The organism is Burkholderia sp. AU38729, from assembly GCF_020419725.1.
Taxonomy (GTDB): Bacteria; Pseudomonadota; Gammaproteobacteria; order Burkholderiales; family Burkholderiaceae; genus Burkholderia.
On the sequence record NZ_JAIZQO010000005.1, the window covers coordinates 421,998 to 436,537 of the forward strand.

Consider the following 14,540-nt stretch of genomic DNA (forward strand, 5'->3'; position numbering starts at 1 on the left):
CACGTCACGGCGACGTCATGCGCCGGCGGCGCTCGGCTGCGCCTCCAGCACGCGATTGCGGCCGCCGGACTTCGCGCGGTACAGCGCCTCGTCGGCCCGCTGCAGGAGCGTCGCGGCGTTCACGCGGCCGTCGGTGGCGGTCGCCGCGCCGATGCTCGCCGTGACGCGCCCGTACGGGCTTTTCGCGTGCTCGATGTCGAGCGCCGCGATCGCGCGCCGGATGCCCTCGGCGACGGTCAACGCGCCTGGCGCATCGGTGTCGGGCAGCGTGACGACGAATTCCTCGCCGCCGTAGCGCGCGACGTGATCGCTGTCGCGGCGCAGGCAGCGCGAGGCGGTTTGCGCGACGCGCCGCAGCACGTCGTCGCCGGCCGGATGGCCGTAATAGTCGTTGAATGCCTTGAAGTGATCGACGTCGACGAACAGCACCGACAGCGGGCGGCCGCTGCGCGACGCACGCTGCGCCTCCTTCGCGAGCACCGTGTCGAACGTGCCGCGGTTGTCGAGGCCCGTCAGCGCATCGGTGTGCGCGAGCCGGTACAGCTTCGATTCGGCGACCTGGCGGCGCTTCAGTTCGCGCGACAGCGCCAGCGACCCCCACGCGATGAACCCGGTGAACAGGCACATCAGCACGACGGTCCAGATCGCGCGGTGGTGCCACGACGCGTAGATGTCGACCTCGGCGGGCGCGACGTCGACGATCAGCGGCAGGGCGGCGAGATGCTTGTAAACATAGATGCGCCGGATGCCGTCGATCGTGCCGACCCCGGCCAGCGCGCCGTCGCGGGCGCGCTGCGATTCGATGAACAGCGGCGAGCTGTGCAGGTCGAGGCCGACCACGTGCGGGTCGTACGGCAGGCGCGATACGAGCGTGCCGTTGTCCTCGACGATCGCCGCGCTGCCGTGCTTGCCGACCGCCAGGCCGTCGAGCAGCGCGCGGAAGTAGTCGATGCTGAGCGTGCCGACGACGATGCCGGCGAACGCGCCGTCGGGCCGGTTGATCCGGCGGCTGAGGGCGATCGTCAAGGCGCCGCCGCGCAGCCGGGACGCATACGGCCGGCTGATGTAGAGGCCCTGGGCGAGCTGGTCGCGATGCACGGCGAAATAGTCGCGGTCGCCGAAATTGCCTTGCCGGGCGGGCGATGCGCTCGAATCGATCACGATATTGCCGAGCGCGTCCATCACGAAGATCGACCCGAGATACTCGCCGGTCGCCGCGCGGTCGAACAGCAGGCGGTGGCGCTGGTGCGGGGGCAGGGCCGCCAGTTCAGGATCGGTAACGCCGTCGACGACGTTCTGCAGCGACAAATCGTAGAGCTCGATATTGCGCGCAATATCGCGCTCGATCAGCAGCATCAGGTTGCGTGCATTTTCGACCGCATGGTCGTATGCATCGCGCCGCGCCTCGATTAAAAGCGACGTGGAAAGCCCCCAGCTGAACATCAGCAGCACGATCCCCGCCACGAGTACGCCGCGGGGCGACAGAATGCGTGCCACGATCGACGCGGTATGGCGGCGCAGCGCGGCGGGCAGCGTGAGTGACTTCATCCTCGATGGGGGGCGGGCGGCGGATTTTCGCGTCGTTGGCGATTCCGTACGCTGTTTATTTTGAATCGGGGCGCATTATCTCGCGAATTCCGGAGATTCGCGTGTGCATGCAAAACATGCATGCGGATCCGGCGATTCCAAATTGTTACGCAGCATTACCGCTTTACGGAAGGGTATTTGATTTGAATCAATCGCCGATATCGGTTGTATTGTCTGAATAATTCCGCGATTACCCGGCGATTATGCGTGCTGGTGCGGTATCGGGCGGATTGCGATGGGTCATCGATGGGGGCGGAGAACCGGATAACCATCCATTGCGCGGTTTTTTTGAGCCGACCTGCGACGGCGGCCCGGTTCGACGCGGCCAACCCCTTGATTCTGTGCAGTCTCCGCGGCGGCGGCGGGCGGCGGCACCTGAGCTGTCCCCGTGACGAATCAGGTAGAATCCGCGCTTCGCCGCAGGCGCCCGCCGCGCAACGCGTATCGGGGCCGCATCGAATGCATCGCAGGACGCGCACCGCGCTCCGATTTCGCATGCGCCGGCTACGGATGCCGGCCCGCTCAACGTTCGTCTCGTTTATGTCCGCAATTCCGAAATCCGACCCATCCGGTTCGTCAGCGAACCCACCCAAGCTTCATCGCGCGCTGAAGGCGCGCCACCTGACGATGATCGCCATCGGCGGCTCGATCGGCACGGGCCTGTTCGTCGCGTCCGGCGCGTCGATCTCGCAGGCCGGCCCCGGCGGCGCGATGGTCGCGTACATGGCGATCGGCCTGATGGTCTATTTCCTGATGACGAGCCTCGGCGAAATGGCCGCGTTCATGCCGGTGTCGGGCTCGTTCGCGACCTACGGCGCGAAGTACGTGGACGAAGGCTTCGGTTTCGCGCTCGGCTGGAACTACTGGTACAACTGGGCCGTGACGATCGCGGTGGAGCTGGTCGCCGCGCAGCTCGTGATGCATTACTGGTTTCCCAACGTGCCGGGCGTGTGGTGGAGCGCGGCGTTCCTCGGCGTGATGTTCCTGCTCAACGCGCTGACCGTGCGCGGCTTCGGTGAAGCCGAATACTGGTTCGCGCTGATCAAGGTCGTCACCGTGGTCGCGTTCATCGGCGTCGGCCTGCTGATGATCTTCGGCATTCTGAAGGGCGCGCCGAGCAACGGCTGGGGCAACCTGACGATCGGCGACGCACCGTTCGCGGGTGGCCTGCCGGCGCTGATGGGCGTCGCGATGATCGCGGGCTTCTCGTTCCAGGGCACCGAGCTGATCGGCGTCGCGGCCGGCGAATCGGAAAACCCCCGCACGACGATCCCGCGCGCGGTGCGCCAGGTGTTCTGGCGGATCCTGCTGTTCTACGTGTTCGCGATCTTCGTGATCGGCGTGCTGATTCCCTATACCGACCCGAACCTGCTGAAGACGGACGTGACCGACATCGGCGTGAGCCCGTTCACGCTCGTGTTCCGCCACGCGGGCCTTGCGTTCGCGGCCGGCGTGATGAACGCGGTGATCCTGACGGCCGTGCTGTCGGCCGGCAACTCGGGCATGTACGCGTCCACGCGGATGCTCTACAACCTCGCGACCGAAGGCCGCGCGCCGAAGATCTTCGCGAAGCTGTCGGCGGGCGGCGTGCCGCGCAATGCGCTGTACGCGACGACGGCCGTCGGCGCGTTGTGCTTCTTCACGTCGCTGTATGGCGACAAGACCGTGTACCTGTGGCTGCTGAACACGTCGGGGATGACCGGCTTCATCGCGTGGCTCGGCATCGCGGTCAGCCACTACCGGTTCCGCAAGGGCTACGTGAAGCAGGGCTATGCGCTCGACCAGCTGCCGTACCAGTCGAAGTGGTTCCCGTTCGGCCCGCTGTTCGCGTTCGTGCTGTGCCTCGTGATCGCGCTCGGCCAGGACTACCAGGCGTTCCTCGCGAACCGGATCGACTGGGCGGGCGTGGCCGCGACCTACGTCGGCATTCCGCTGTTCCTGGTCGTGTGGCTCGGCTTCCGGTTCCTGAAGAAGAGCCGCTTCGTGCGCTACGAAGACATGGAAATCGCGCCGTGGATCGCCGCGAGCCGTGGCGCGCAGCGGCAGCCGGTGGCGAACCGCGAAACCGCGGGCTGACGCGGGCGCGGCGCGTGGCCGCGTGACGTACGACGAAACGGGAAGCCTTGCGCTTCCCGTTTTTTTTGCCCGGCTTTTGCCTGTACGGGGTCAAAGCCGGTTATATTGCCCGACCCTACCGGGCCACGGCCCGGCCGGCGCGAGGCGCGCCGCGCGGATCGGCATCCGGCGCGCGCGACAGGCGGCGGCCGGCGAAACGCCCGGCGTTTTCATCGTTCCATCCGGGCCGATCCGGCCCGCGGAGCGCGCAACCCAGAGGAATCCATGAGCGCATCACCCGCCGAGCGGAAGGCCGGACCCGTTTCCATCGTGCGACTCGAAGCCGCGATCAACGCGTGGCGCGAAGTGTACCCGCCGGCGCCGGACGGCGAGGACGGCTACGCGCTCGACGCCGGCAGCAATTGCCTCGCGGAACTGTACGGCACGATGATCTGCTACAAACTGCCGGACGTGCCGCTCGACTCGCTGAGCGACGCGCAGCGCGACGCGCTCTACGCGACCGAGGTGTGATGCTCGGCCCACACGGTGCCGCGGCGCGGTATCGGTGAACGAACGGGAAGCGTTGCGGCTTCCCGTTTTGCTTTGCGCGGTGCCGGCCGCTGCTGCGCGCGCCATGCGGTTCGCGCCGGGATCGGTGCCGGCTGAGGTATCGTGACGGGATCGGGAAGCAGGTGACCGGCAGGGCCGGTGTGGACGGCCGGCGCCCGCGCCGTGCGCGGTGCCGAATCAACATCCGTCGCCTGCCCGGGAGGATTCGAACATGGAGTTGAGACACCTCCGCTACTTCGTCGCGGTCGCCGAAGAGCGGAATTTCACGCGGGCGGCCGAACGGCTGCATATCGCGCAGCCGCCGCTGAGCCGGCAGATCCAGCAGCTCGAGGAAGCGCTCGGCGTGCCGCTGTTCGAGCGCAACGCACGGCCGCTGAAGCTGACCGACGCGGGCCGCTTCTTCTATTCGCACGCGGTGCAGCTGCTCGCGCAGACGACCGAACTCGAATCGATGACGAAGCGGGTCGGCAAGATCGAGCGCAGCATGTCGGTCGGTTTCGTCGGTTCGACGCTGTACGGGATGCTGCCGAAGATCATCCGGCGCTTTCGCAGCGAGTATCCGGCGGTCGAGCTGAGCCTGCACGAGATGTCGACGATGGACCAGATCAAGGCGCTGAAGGAAGGGCGCATCGACGTCGGTTTCGGGCGCATCCGCCACGAGGATCCGAGCGTGCGGCGCGTCGTGCTGCGCGAGGAGCGGATGATCGTCGCGCTGCCGGTCGGCCATCCGCTCGACAGCGCGAAGCCGGTGCTGTCGCTGCACGATCTCGTGAACGACACGCTGATCATCTTTCCGAAGGCGCCGCGCCCGAGCTATGCGGACCAGGTGCTCGCGGCGTTTCACGATCGCGCGTTGCAGCCGCGCAAGATCTACGAGACGCGCGAACTGCAGATCGCGCTCGGCCTTGTCGCGATGGGCGAGGGCGTGTCGGTCGTACCGCACAGCGTGTACGGGCTGAAGCGCGACGACATCAGCTACAAGCCGCTCGACGATCCGAACCTCGTGTCACCGATCATCATGAGCATGCGGATGCTCGACGAATCGGAGGATCTGCGCGCGATGCAGGCGCTGATCTACCGGCTGTACGACGAGGCGCAGATGGAGTATCTGCCGCCGCAACCCGAATGAACGCGCGGGCGGTGGGGGCTTGCTTGACGCTGCACGCGGGCGCGGGCCAACATCGCAGGATTCGATACGGCCGCCGAGGGGCGGCCGCTTTCATGCAGACGACACACACATGACCGATATCCCGTTCGAGGAGACAACCGTCGAGACGCCGCAAGGGCGCCTCTTTGCGAAACGCTGGCGCGGTGGTCTGGCGCAACAGGCAGCGGGGGCGTTGAATGTAGGCGCACCTGGGCCGGCCGCGCCTGAGCCGGCCGCACCGATCGTGCTGCTGCACGATTCGCTCGGCTGCGTCGACCTGTGGCGCGACTTTCCCGCGCAGCTCGCGAGCGCCACGCAGCGAGACGTGATCGCATACGACCGCCTCGGCTTCGGCCGTTCCGATCGCCATCCGGGGACACTCGGCACGACGTTCGTGCGCGACGAGGCCGATCACGCGTTCGCGGCGCTGCTCGAACAACTGGGCGTCGACGCGTTCGTTGCGCTCGGGCACAGCGTCGGCGGCGGGATGGCGGTTGGGTGTGCAGCCGCGCACCCGGATCGTTGCCGTGCGCTCGTGACGATCGCCGCGCAGGCGTTCGTCGAGGATCGCACGCTGGCCGGCATCCGCGACGCGGGGCAGCAGTTCGACGAACCGGGCCAGCTCGACCGGCTCGCGCGCTATCACGGCGACAAGGCCGAATGGGTGCTGCGCGCGTGGGTCGACACGTGGCTGTCGCCGGCGTTTCGCGACTGGAATCTCGACGACGACTTGCCGCGCGTGCAATGCGCGACGCTCGCGATTCACGGCGAAGACGACGAATATGGATCCGACGTGCATCCGAAGCGGATCGCCGCGCGCGTCGCGGGGCCGTCGTCGTATCTGTTGCTCGGCCAGTGCGGGCACATGCCGCACCGCGAGCGAACCGGCGACGTGCTGGCCGCCGTGACGACGTTCCTGCGCGACGCGCTCGCCTGAGCGCTGCTGCCACCGGCGGGCAGGTGCCCGCCGGCCGTCAGAACGCGAGCTGGATCGCGAGGTCGATCGCGAGCACGGCGATCGAGAGGCCGATCCCGAGGACCACATTCGGCAGCCGGTGCTCGAAGTCGCGATTGTCGCGACGCATTGCAGCGCCGAGCAGGAAGATCGCCTCGACGACGATCTGCAGTCCGACGAACATCAGCATCAGCAAATACTCGTAACCCATCTGCTTGAACGCGGCGAATTGCATCCCGTGATCGCGGATCCATTGGCCGACGCGCAGCAGTTCGTACACGAACAGCAAGGCGGGAAACAGGTAGCTGATGAAATAGGTCGGCGCGGTGGCGTGCCGTAGTTCGAGGTGGAAATGCTGATGCGTGGTTGCCATCACGAATCCCTCCTTGCAACGCATGATTGCGGTCGCGACGGCGGCGCGACAACGTGCAAACGAAGGGATTACCCGAAGCGTCGCGCGCGGCCGTACGACATCAGCATACTGCTGCACGGGAAATTTGGCATGCGATGCGTGCGGCCGTCGTAAAAATGCATCGGCGTCGCGCGACGCGTCTATCGTGCCGGATGCGCCGTATTTGCCGAATGCGCCAGATGTGCCGGATGCGCCGAATGCGCCGAATGCGACGGATGTGCCGGATGTGGCACCGACCGCCTCAGTGGCGCTCGCTCCTCGCGGTCGCGCCCGGGCGCTTGCGCCCGGCGAGCGCCCGACTGGCACGGGCCAACGCTTACCGGCGCCGCTCAGCCTTTCGCTTGAGCACCTTCGACGAACAGCTTCGCGACCGCCTGGAACTCCCGTTTCAGCGACAGCCCCGGCAGGCTCAGCCAGCGCAGCATCGCCGCGAGATACAGGTGATGGAACCACGTCGCGAGCTGGTCGGCCCGCAGCGTGCCGTTCAGTTCGCCGGATTGCTGCCCGGCCGCGATCAGTTGCTGCCACACGAGCGCGATATCGCTGCCGTTCTCTCCACCGCTTGCCGCTTCAACCGTTCCGATGCTCAGGAAGCGATGGCGCAAATACGCGAGCAGATACGCGGGATGCTGCTCGCACCACGCAGCCGACGCATCGAGCACGCAGCCGATGCGTGACGCGAAAGTCTTGCGCCGCGCGACGTCGCGCTGCAGATGCGCGAGATCGCGTGCGAGTTCACCCTCCAGCCAGTGCGCGAGCACGGCTTCCTTCGTTGCAAAGTGGTTGTACAGCGTGCGTTTCGCGACATCGGCTTGCGCGGCGATCTGTTCCATCGTGACCGCTTCATAGCCGTGCGCGTCGAACAGGCGTGCACCGGTGGCGGCGAGATGCGCGAGCATCTGGATGCGCTTGCGGGCGCGGCGGCCCGGATCGTCGGTCGGAGTCGGCATGGCGGGCGATTGACTGAAAGTGCACGAGTTGCATTAGTATACGACGTGCATTTTTCTGAATCCACTCATTGCCGCCGTGCACGAGGAGTCACGCATGAAGCTCGTCATCGCCACCTACGGCACCGAAGGCGACACGCGCCCGCTCGCGGCGCTCGGCCGTGCGTTGATCGAGGCCGGCCACGATGTCCGGCTGCTGGCCGATGCGGCGACGCTCGGGTCGGCAGTGGCGCTTGGCGTGCCGTCGGCGTCGTTGTCCGGTGATATCCGCGGGGCGATTGCGCCGGATGGCGCATTGGCCGACGCGGTGCGCGGGTGCGGCGGCTTCAATGACACGTCGAAGGCGCTCGCGGCGATCGCCAATGCGAACACGGGCGCGTGGATGCGCGAAATCGCGGATGCATCGGAAGGCTGCGACGCAATCCTCGTGTCGGGGCTCGCATCGTTCGTCGGCTTGTCGGTCGCCGAGTATTGCGGCGTGCCGGCGATCGGCACCGGCATGATCCCGATCACGCCCACTGCGGAATTCGCGTCGCCGTTCCTGCCGCCGGGGAAGGTGCCGCACTGGCTGAACCGCGCGAGCCACGGGTTCGTGAACGCGCTGCTGTGGCAGGCGTTCAGGAAGGCGACGAATGCGGCACGAGCGAGCGTGTGCGGGTTGCCGCCGCGCAAGCAGGTGTGGACCGATCATCCGATGCTATACGGCGTTTCGCCGGCGCTGCTGTCCGGGCCGGACGACTGGCCGTCGAATGTGCAGGCATGCGGCCAGTGGCGGATCGATGCGCATGCCTGGGTGCCATCGTCCGAACTCTCGGCATTTCTCGAAGCGGGCGATCGCCCCGTGTACATCGGTTTTGGCAGCATGGCCGGCTTCGATCGCACCGCGATGATCGAGGCACTGACGCGTGCACTCGCCGGCCGGCGCGCGTTGTTCTATCCGGGGTGGAGCGGTATCGACGCGTCGATACCGCCAAAAAACGTTCACGTGATCGGCGATACGCCGCATGACTGGCTGTTCCCGCAGGTATCGATGGCAATCCATCACGGCGGATCGGGCACCACGCATTCGGCTGCGCGGGCCGGCATTCCGTCGGTCGTCGTGCCGTTCGCGGGCGATCAGTTCTTCTGGGCGAACCGGCTGCAGCGACTCGGCGTGGCGGATGCGCCGGTCGCGGGGCGGCGCATGGACGCTGCCGCACTGGCGCAGGCCATCGCATTCGCTGAACGGGGCGAAACGCAAGCGCGCGCGATAGAACTCGGCGCGCGCATCGCACAAGAGGAAGGCTTGAAATGGGCCGTCAGTGCGATCGAGCGGTGGGGGCAGCCGGGCGCGCGGTAAGCCCGCGCCTCCACCTCAGCTCAGAAATGCCCGGTGAACCGGTACCGGCTGCCCGGGTGCCACAGATTGGCGACCGACGCGACCATCCCCTGCGACCACGTGCGCCGATGCAGCAGCAGGCACGGCTCGCGGTCGTCCATCGTCAAGTGGCGGCGCGTTTCGGTGTCCGGCATCGCGGCCTCGATCCGGTATTCGACGCGCTGCAGCGGCGCGACGCGCGTCAGGTACTGGTTCGGCGTCGTGGTCGTGAAGTCCTGCAACGCGTACTCGGGCGCGCAGGCCGGATTGACCCAGCGTTCCTCGAGCTGCACCGGCGTGTCGTTCTCGAAGTGCAGCACGCGCGAATGGAAGATCGGGCTGCCCGTGTCGATCTGCAACTCGTCGGCGAGCTTCGCATCGGCGACGGCCGCACCCACCTGCAGCACCTGCGCACGATAGCCGTGGCCGCGCGCGGCGACTTCGTCCGAGATGCTGCGGATCGCGACGAGCGTCGATTCGTACTTCGGCGACGCGACGTACGTGCCGGAGCCGCGCGTGCGCGTGAGCACCTGCTCGGCGGTCAGCTCGCGCAGCGCGCGGTTGACGGTCATCCGCGCGACGTTGAATTCGCGCGCCAGCTCGTTCTCCGACGGCACCTGGTCGCCTTCCGCCCATTCGCCGGCATGAATGCGCGCGAGGATGAAGTCCTTGATTTCCTGATAGATCGGTGTGGTCATGGGATCACGATTCCAGAGTCGGCAGCGGCCCGCCGCCGAATGCCGATCCGGCGCGTGCCCGGCGCCGAGTGTACCGGTTTCGCAGGCGCGCGGGCCCGGATTCCCCGAATGATCCCTGTTCGGCCGGCGCGCGTCCATGCGGGATTGCACAGAGCAGCCGGCCATTGGCGGCTGGCGTGCGGTCAGAACCGATGCCGGATGCCGACCGTCCCGACCACCTGAGTATTGTTCGACGAAGGCGCGAGCCCCGTGACGTTCGCGAACCCGAGCGTCGCGCCCGCCGGCACGCCGAACTGGTGCTGGTAGACGGTTTCCGCGTACACGTCGGTGCGCTTGCTCAGCGCGTAGTCGGCCATCAGCGTCACCTGATGCCATTTCGGCCGATGGCTGCCGGTGGCGTCGTCGTAGCGGCCGTTGGTGAACGTATAGGCGCCCGCGAACGAAACGGCCGGCGTCAGCGCATAGCGCGCGTTGACCTCGAAGTTGTCGAAGCGCAGCGCGTTCAGCGCGCCGGGCAGCGACGATGCGGCCGTTTCGTCGAACATCGAATGCGTCCACAGCGCGCCGAGCGTCAGCCGGTCGAACGCGTAGCTGCCGCCCGCGCCCATCACGCGCTGGCGCACGGCCGGGAAGTTCGGCCCGTCGTTGGTCGACAGCGCGCCGCCGGCCGTCAGCCCGCCGCGGTTGAGCTGCAGGTACGCGGCGCCGAGGCTGACCGGCCCGTTCGCATACGACACGCCCGCGCTGTATGCGCGGTTGTTCGCGAAGCCGCCGGCCGCGTTGCTGAACCCGTACAGGCCGCCGAACTGCCAGCCGGCGAGCGTTGGGCTCGTGTATTTCACCGCGTTGTCGATGTAGAACGAATCGTCGAGGTTGTCGTTGTCGAACGGATGCGACGCGAGGTTGTTGCCGTCGCCGTTGTTCGCCATCGCGAGCGGGCCGAGATAATCGACCACGGCATCGTACTGGCGGCCGAGCGTCAGCGCGCCGTACGGGTCGCTCTGCAGGCCGACGTACGCGCGGCGGCCGAACATCGTGTTCTTGTAGGACTGCGTGCCGTTGTTCAGGTTGAAGCCGTTTTCGAGGCGAAACAGCGCATGCAGGCCGCCGCCGAGATCCTCGTTGCCGCTCAGGCCGAAGACCGTATTCGACAGCAGGCCGCTGCCTTGCTGCCACGCGCTCTTACCCGACTGGTTGTTCGTATAGACGATACCCGCATCGAGCATCCCGTAGAGCGTGACGCTGCTTTGCGCGTGCGCGGCGGCGCTGAGGAACGCGAGGGAGAGGGTACCGGCGACTGCTTTTTTCATGGTGAGTGCTTCCTGGAAAGGCCCGTAGCGACGGGAACGACGATCCGGCGCGCGTGCCGGTGGCGAGCGTGCGCGGCTCGTGACGAAGACGAACCGCACGCGTTCGCGTCGGCAACGCGCGTTCGAATCGATGAAAGTGGGAGCGGGCGCGTGATGCGTGTCACGCGCGGCCGCATTGGAGGCCGGCTAGTGCTGCAGCAGGCGGATCGTGCCGAATTCAGCGGCCGGCAGCAGGCGGAGGATCGACAGGATGGCGGGCGATGCTTGCGACCGCGCGACTTCGAGCTCGATGCACGCGCGCCCGGTGCGATTGTCGATCGCGGCCGTGTAGAAATTGAGCGCGGTGCCGACCGCCTGGTGCAGCAGGCGCCGCACGACGGCGAGGTTGTCCGATTCGACACGGATCGACAGCAGCACGCGTTCGTCGGCAGGGCACCGGCGCCGCGCACGAACGGGCGGCAGGTCGCGTGAGGCAGCGGTTGCGGTTCTGGTCGGTTTCATGCTGGCATCCCCGGGTCGCATCGTGCTCCGCACCGCGGAGATCTCGTCTTGGACATGTCGCCCATTCTAGGAATCGCGGTGAAGATACGGTGTATAGACTCGTATTGGCCCTGAAAAGAACGCATAAAAACGCCATCGCCGCCGGCTTTCGTCTTTACAGCTTTTTTACTTTGCGTAAGGAAATTGAACACCGCTTTGATACGCGGATTTCTACACTGTCGCATCCCATTCGCCAACTGAGCATGGGGGCGTCATACGGGCCTGCGCCGCAACGGCAAGGCTCGATGCGCCGACGATCGCGCGGCATTGCTGCGCATAGAAAAAAGGGGAAAGCCATGTTGTGGATCACCGGCGCGTTGTCGCTCGCACTCTTCATCTATCTGTTTCATGCATTGATCCAACCCGAGCGGTATTGATCGGCGCGATTCAACAGGAATTCGAAAATATCGGTGAATGTCATGAGCGATCTGCTTTTCATCTTGTTCACGCTCGCGTTCTTTGCCTTGACGGCCGGTTTCATCACCGGCCTTGACCGGATCTGAGCGAGCGTCGACATGTTCAACAATCTCATTCAATTCGCGATCGTTCTCGCGATCATGCTGGCGCTGGTGCCCGTCGTCGGGAAATGGCTCGCGCACGCTTTTACGAGCCCGCGCCACGCGTGGGTCGAACGCCGGACCTATGCGCTGCTCGGCGTGAATCCCGACGAAGCGATGTCGTGGCAGCGCTACGGCATGGTGCTGCTGCTCAGCAACGCCGGGATGATGCTGCTCGGCTATCTGCTGCTGCGCATCCAGGACACGCTGCCGTTCGACGCGCTGCAGCGCGCGTCGCAAAGCCCCGACCTCGCGTTCAACACCGCCGCGTCGTTCATCACGAACACGAACTGGCAGGCGTATGCGGGCGAAAGCAGCCTGTCGAACTTCTCGCAGATGGCCGTCATCACGTTCCTGATGGTGGTCAGCGCGGCGACCGGCGTCGCGGCCGCGGGCGGCTTCATCCGCGGGCTGAGCCGCAAGAGTGCGGCCGACCTCGGCAACTACTGGGTCGATTTCACGCGCGTGACCTATCGCGTGCTGCTGCCGCTCAGCTTCGTGATGGCGCTCGTGTACGTGTGGCAGGGCATGCCGCAGACGCTCGCGTCCGACGCATGGGCGACCACGCTCGAAGGCGCGCGCCAGCAGATCGTGATGGGGCCGGTGGCCAGCCTCGAATCGATCAAGCATATCGGCACGAACGGCGGCGGCTTCTTCAGCATGAACGCCGCGCATCCGTTCGAGAACCCGACGCCGCTCACCAACACGCTGCACATGCTGTCGATGCTGCTGATTCCGTCCGCGCTGACCTACGCGCTCGGCACGATGATCGGCCGGCGCCGCCAGGGCTGGGTGATCCTCGCCGCGTTCGTCGTGATGTTCGTCGGCTTCCTGGCCGTGATCTATTCGGCCGAGCAGCACGGCAATCCGCTCGTGACCGGGCTCGGCGTCGACCCGCAGCCGAGCGCCACGCAGCCGGGCGGCAACATGGAAGGCAAGGAGATGCGCTTCGGTATCGCGCAGACGAGCCTGTTCGCCACCGTCACGACGGCCGCGACCACCGGGTCGGTCGATGCGATGCATGACTCGCTGACGCCGCTCGGCGGCCTCGTGCCGATCGCGCAGATGATGCTGAACAACGTGTTCGGCGGCGACGGCGTCGGGCTGATCAACCTGTTCACGTTCGCCATCCTCACGGTGTTCCTGGTCGGGATGATGATCGGGCGCACGCCGGAATTCCTCGGCAAGAAGATCGAGGCGCGCGAGATGAAGCTCGTGATGCTCGCGGTGCTCGCGCACCCGTTCAGCATCCTCGGCTTCACCGCGGTGGCGGCGATGCTGCATTCGACGATGGACAGCCTCGCGAACCTCGGCCCGCACGGCTTCAGCGAAGTGCTGTATGCGTACACGTCGGGCACGGCCAACAACGGCTCCGCGTTCGCGGGCCTGAACGCGAACACGCCGTTCTTCAACACGACGATCGGCTTCGCGATGCTGATCGGCCGCTACCTGACGCTGCTGCCGATGCTCGCGGTCGCGGGCAGCCTCGCCGCGAAGAAGAACGTGCCGGAAAGCGCGGGCACGCTGTCGACGTCGACGGGCCTGTTCGCCGGCCTGCTGGTCTTCGTGATCCTGGTCGTCGGTGGCCTCACGTTCCTGCCGGCGCTCGCGCTCGGCCCGATCGTCGAGCACCTGATGATGTCGGGCGGCCAACTGTTCTGAGGAAAACATCATGATGCAAGGCAATCGCCAGGCAGCGGCCGCCGCCGCGCCGGCACCCGGTTCTTCGTTCGGCGCGGCGACGCGCGGCCTCGTGCGGCCCGTGATCGCGTCGTCGGTGCTGTTCATGCTCGTCACGGGCATCGCGTATCCGCTGCTCACCACCGGCGTCGCGAACGTGCTGTTCCCGTCGCAGGCGCGCGGCAGTCTCGTGCAGCAGCACGGCACGACGGTCGGCTCGGCGGTGATCGGGCAGCAGTTCACGCGTGCCGGCTACTTCCACGGGCGGCCGAGCGCGACGGTCGGCACCGATCCGGCCGATCCGTCGAAGACGGTCGACCAGCCGTACAACGCGGCCGGCAGCGGCGCCAGCAACCAGGGCGCCACCAGCAAGAAGCTGCTCGCGGATATCGCGCAGCGCGTGCGCGCGTACCGGCAGGAGAACGCGCTCGCCGCCGGCACGCCGGTGCCGGCGGATGCGGTGACCGCATCGGCGTCGGGGCTCGATCCCGAGATCTCGGTCGCGAATGCGCGGCTGCAAGCGGCACGCGTCGCGCAGGCACGCGGCGTCGATGCCGCGCAGGTCGCGGCGCTGGTCGACCGCATCGCCTTGCCGCGCCAGCTCGGCGTGCTCGGCGAACCGCGCGTGCGCGTGCTCGACCTGAACCTCGCGCTGGACCGCGCATTCGGCCACGCGGCCGGCGCGAAGCAATAGCAGGAACCACGGAGTCACTCATGTCCCATAT

General features: G+C 66.8%; 14 protein-coding genes. 8 read left to right on the forward strand and 6 right to left on the reverse strand.

The genetic code is table 11. The features are described 5' to 3' along the window. Positions 1-15: 15 nt before the first annotated feature. Entirely contained in the window at positions 16-1,548 is a 1,533-nt protein-coding gene (locus LGM56_RS16480) for a sensor domain-containing diguanylate cyclase (RefSeq protein WP_089497524.1), read from the reverse strand. A gap of 579 nt (positions 1,549-2,127) precedes the next feature. On the opposite strand from LGM56_RS16480, the gene LGM56_RS16485 reads away from it, so the two are divergent. The 4 genes from LGM56_RS16485 (at position 2,128) to LGM56_RS16500 (ending at position 6,296) form a co-directional block, all read left to right on the forward strand. Further along, positions 2,128-3,663: an amino acid permease gene (locus LGM56_RS16485; protein WP_089497523.1), complete on the forward strand. Its 1,536-nt coding sequence runs from the start codon at positions 2,128-2,130 to the stop codon at positions 3,661-3,663. A 264-nt stretch (positions 3,664-3,927) separates the two neighbouring features. Further along, on the forward strand, positions 3,928-4,173 hold the full coding sequence (locus LGM56_RS16490; protein ID WP_089497522.1) for a DUF3717 domain-containing protein: 246 nt from the start codon (positions 3,928-3,930) through the stop codon (positions 4,171-4,173). Between the two features lie 250 nt (positions 4,174-4,423). Continuing rightward, positions 4,424-5,341 (forward strand): LysR family transcriptional regulator, encoded by a 918-nt coding sequence (locus tag LGM56_RS16495; RefSeq protein ID WP_011355987.1) that lies wholly within the window; start codon positions 4,424-4,426, stop codon positions 5,339-5,341. A 109-nt stretch (positions 5,342-5,450) separates the two neighbouring features. Next, on the forward strand, positions 5,451-6,296 hold the full coding sequence (locus LGM56_RS16500; RefSeq protein WP_226205738.1) for an alpha/beta fold hydrolase: 846 nt from the start codon (positions 5,451-5,453) through the stop codon (positions 6,294-6,296). A 37-nt stretch (positions 6,297-6,333) separates the two neighbouring features. Here LGM56_RS16500 and LGM56_RS16505 read toward each other — a convergent pair whose 3' ends face one another. Further along, positions 6,334-6,687 (reverse strand): hypothetical protein, encoded by a 354-nt coding sequence (locus LGM56_RS16505; RefSeq protein WP_089497520.1) that lies wholly within the window; start codon positions 6,685-6,687, stop codon positions 6,334-6,336. Between the two features lie 368 nt (positions 6,688-7,055). Beyond that, positions 7,056-7,676: a TetR/AcrR family transcriptional regulator gene (locus LGM56_RS16510; protein WP_089474338.1), complete on the reverse strand. Its 621-nt coding sequence runs from the start codon at positions 7,674-7,676 to the stop codon at positions 7,056-7,058. Between the two features lie 94 nt (positions 7,677-7,770). On the opposite strand from LGM56_RS16510, the gene LGM56_RS16515 reads away from it, so the two are divergent. After that, positions 7,771-9,012, forward strand: a complete 1,242-nt coding sequence (locus tag LGM56_RS16515; protein ID WP_226205740.1) for a glycosyltransferase — start codon at positions 7,771-7,773, stop codon at positions 9,010-9,012. Between the two features lie 20 nt (positions 9,013-9,032). Here LGM56_RS16515 and hutC read toward each other — a convergent pair whose 3' ends face one another. The 3 genes from hutC to LGM56_RS16530 all read right to left on the reverse strand — a co-directional run bounded on the left by hutC (position 9,033) and on the right by LGM56_RS16530 (position 11,539). Then, positions 9,033-9,728 carry a histidine utilization repressor gene (gene hutC / locus LGM56_RS16520; protein WP_039349239.1) on the reverse strand — a complete coding sequence of 232 codons (696 nt, stop codon included), beginning with the start codon at positions 9,726-9,728 and terminating at the stop codon, positions 9,033-9,035. A 182-nt stretch (positions 9,729-9,910) separates the two neighbouring features. Further along, positions 9,911-11,038, reverse strand: a complete 1,128-nt coding sequence (locus LGM56_RS16525) for a porin (protein ID WP_226205742.1) — start codon at positions 11,036-11,038, stop codon at positions 9,911-9,913. 186 nt (positions 11,039-11,224) lie between these two features. Beyond that, positions 11,225-11,539 (reverse strand): hypothetical protein, encoded by a 315-nt coding sequence (locus tag LGM56_RS16530; protein WP_226205746.1) that lies wholly within the window; start codon positions 11,537-11,539, stop codon positions 11,225-11,227. An 89-nt stretch (positions 11,540-11,628) separates the two neighbouring features. On the opposite strand from LGM56_RS16530, the gene kdpF reads away from it, so the two are divergent. The 3 genes from kdpF to kdpC all read left to right on the forward strand — a co-directional run bounded on the left by kdpF (position 11,629) and on the right by kdpC (position 14,509). Beyond that, positions 11,629-11,955, forward strand: a complete 327-nt coding sequence (kdpF, locus tag LGM56_RS36950; protein WP_226205749.1) for a K(+)-transporting ATPase subunit F — start codon at positions 11,629-11,631, stop codon at positions 11,953-11,955. 138 nt (positions 11,956-12,093) lie between these two features. Then, positions 12,094-13,797 (forward strand): potassium-transporting ATPase subunit KdpA, encoded by a 1,704-nt coding sequence (gene kdpA, locus LGM56_RS16540; RefSeq protein WP_089497514.1) that lies wholly within the window; start codon positions 12,094-12,096, stop codon positions 13,795-13,797. A gap of 10 nt (positions 13,798-13,807) precedes the next feature. After that, positions 13,808-14,509 carry a potassium-transporting ATPase subunit KdpC gene (kdpC, locus tag LGM56_RS16545; protein ID WP_226205752.1) on the forward strand — a complete coding sequence of 234 codons (702 nt, stop codon included), beginning with the start codon at positions 13,808-13,810 and terminating at the stop codon, positions 14,507-14,509. The last annotated feature ends 31 nt before the right edge of the window (positions 14,510-14,540 follow it).

Bases quoted from the DNA above. Each gene is read 5' to 3' on its own strand.
- LGM56_RS16480 (WP_089497524.1), bottom strand. From the start codon at position 1,548: ATGAAGTCACTCACGCTGCCCGCCGCGCTGCGCCGCCATACCGCGTCG.
- LGM56_RS16485 (WP_089497523.1), top strand. From the start codon at position 2,128: ATGTCCGCAATTCCGAAATCCGACCCATCCGGTTCGTCAGCGAACCCA.
- LGM56_RS16490 (WP_089497522.1), top strand. From the start codon at position 3,928: ATGAGCGCATCACCCGCCGAGCGGAAGGCCGGACCCGTTTCCATCGTG.
- LGM56_RS16495 (WP_011355987.1), top strand. From the start codon at position 4,424: ATGGAGTTGAGACACCTCCGCTACTTCGTCGCGGTCGCCGAAGAGCGG.
- LGM56_RS16500 (WP_226205738.1), top strand. From the start codon at position 5,451: ATGACCGATATCCCGTTCGAGGAGACAACCGTCGAGACGCCGCAAGGG.
- LGM56_RS16505 (WP_089497520.1), bottom strand. From the start codon at position 6,687: ATGGCAACCACGCATCAGCATTTCCACCTCGAACTACGGCACGCCACC.
- LGM56_RS16510 (WP_089474338.1), bottom strand. From the start codon at position 7,676: ATGCCGACTCCGACCGACGATCCGGGCCGCCGCGCCCGCAAGCGCATC.
- LGM56_RS16515 (WP_226205740.1), top strand. From the start codon at position 7,771: ATGAAGCTCGTCATCGCCACCTACGGCACCGAAGGCGACACGCGCCCG.
- hutC (WP_039349239.1), bottom strand. From the start codon at position 9,728: ATGACCACACCGATCTATCAGGAAATCAAGGACTTCATCCTCGCGCGC.
- LGM56_RS16525 (WP_226205742.1), bottom strand. From the start codon at position 11,038: ATGAAAAAAGCAGTCGCCGGTACCCTCTCCCTCGCGTTCCTCAGCGCC.
- LGM56_RS16530 (WP_226205746.1), bottom strand. From the start codon at position 11,539: ATGAAACCGACCAGAACCGCAACCGCTGCCTCACGCGACCTGCCGCCC.
- kdpA (WP_089497514.1), top strand. From the start codon at position 12,094: ATGTTCAACAATCTCATTCAATTCGCGATCGTTCTCGCGATCATGCTG.
- kdpC (WP_226205752.1), top strand. From the start codon at position 13,808: ATGATGCAAGGCAATCGCCAGGCAGCGGCCGCCGCCGCGCCGGCACCC.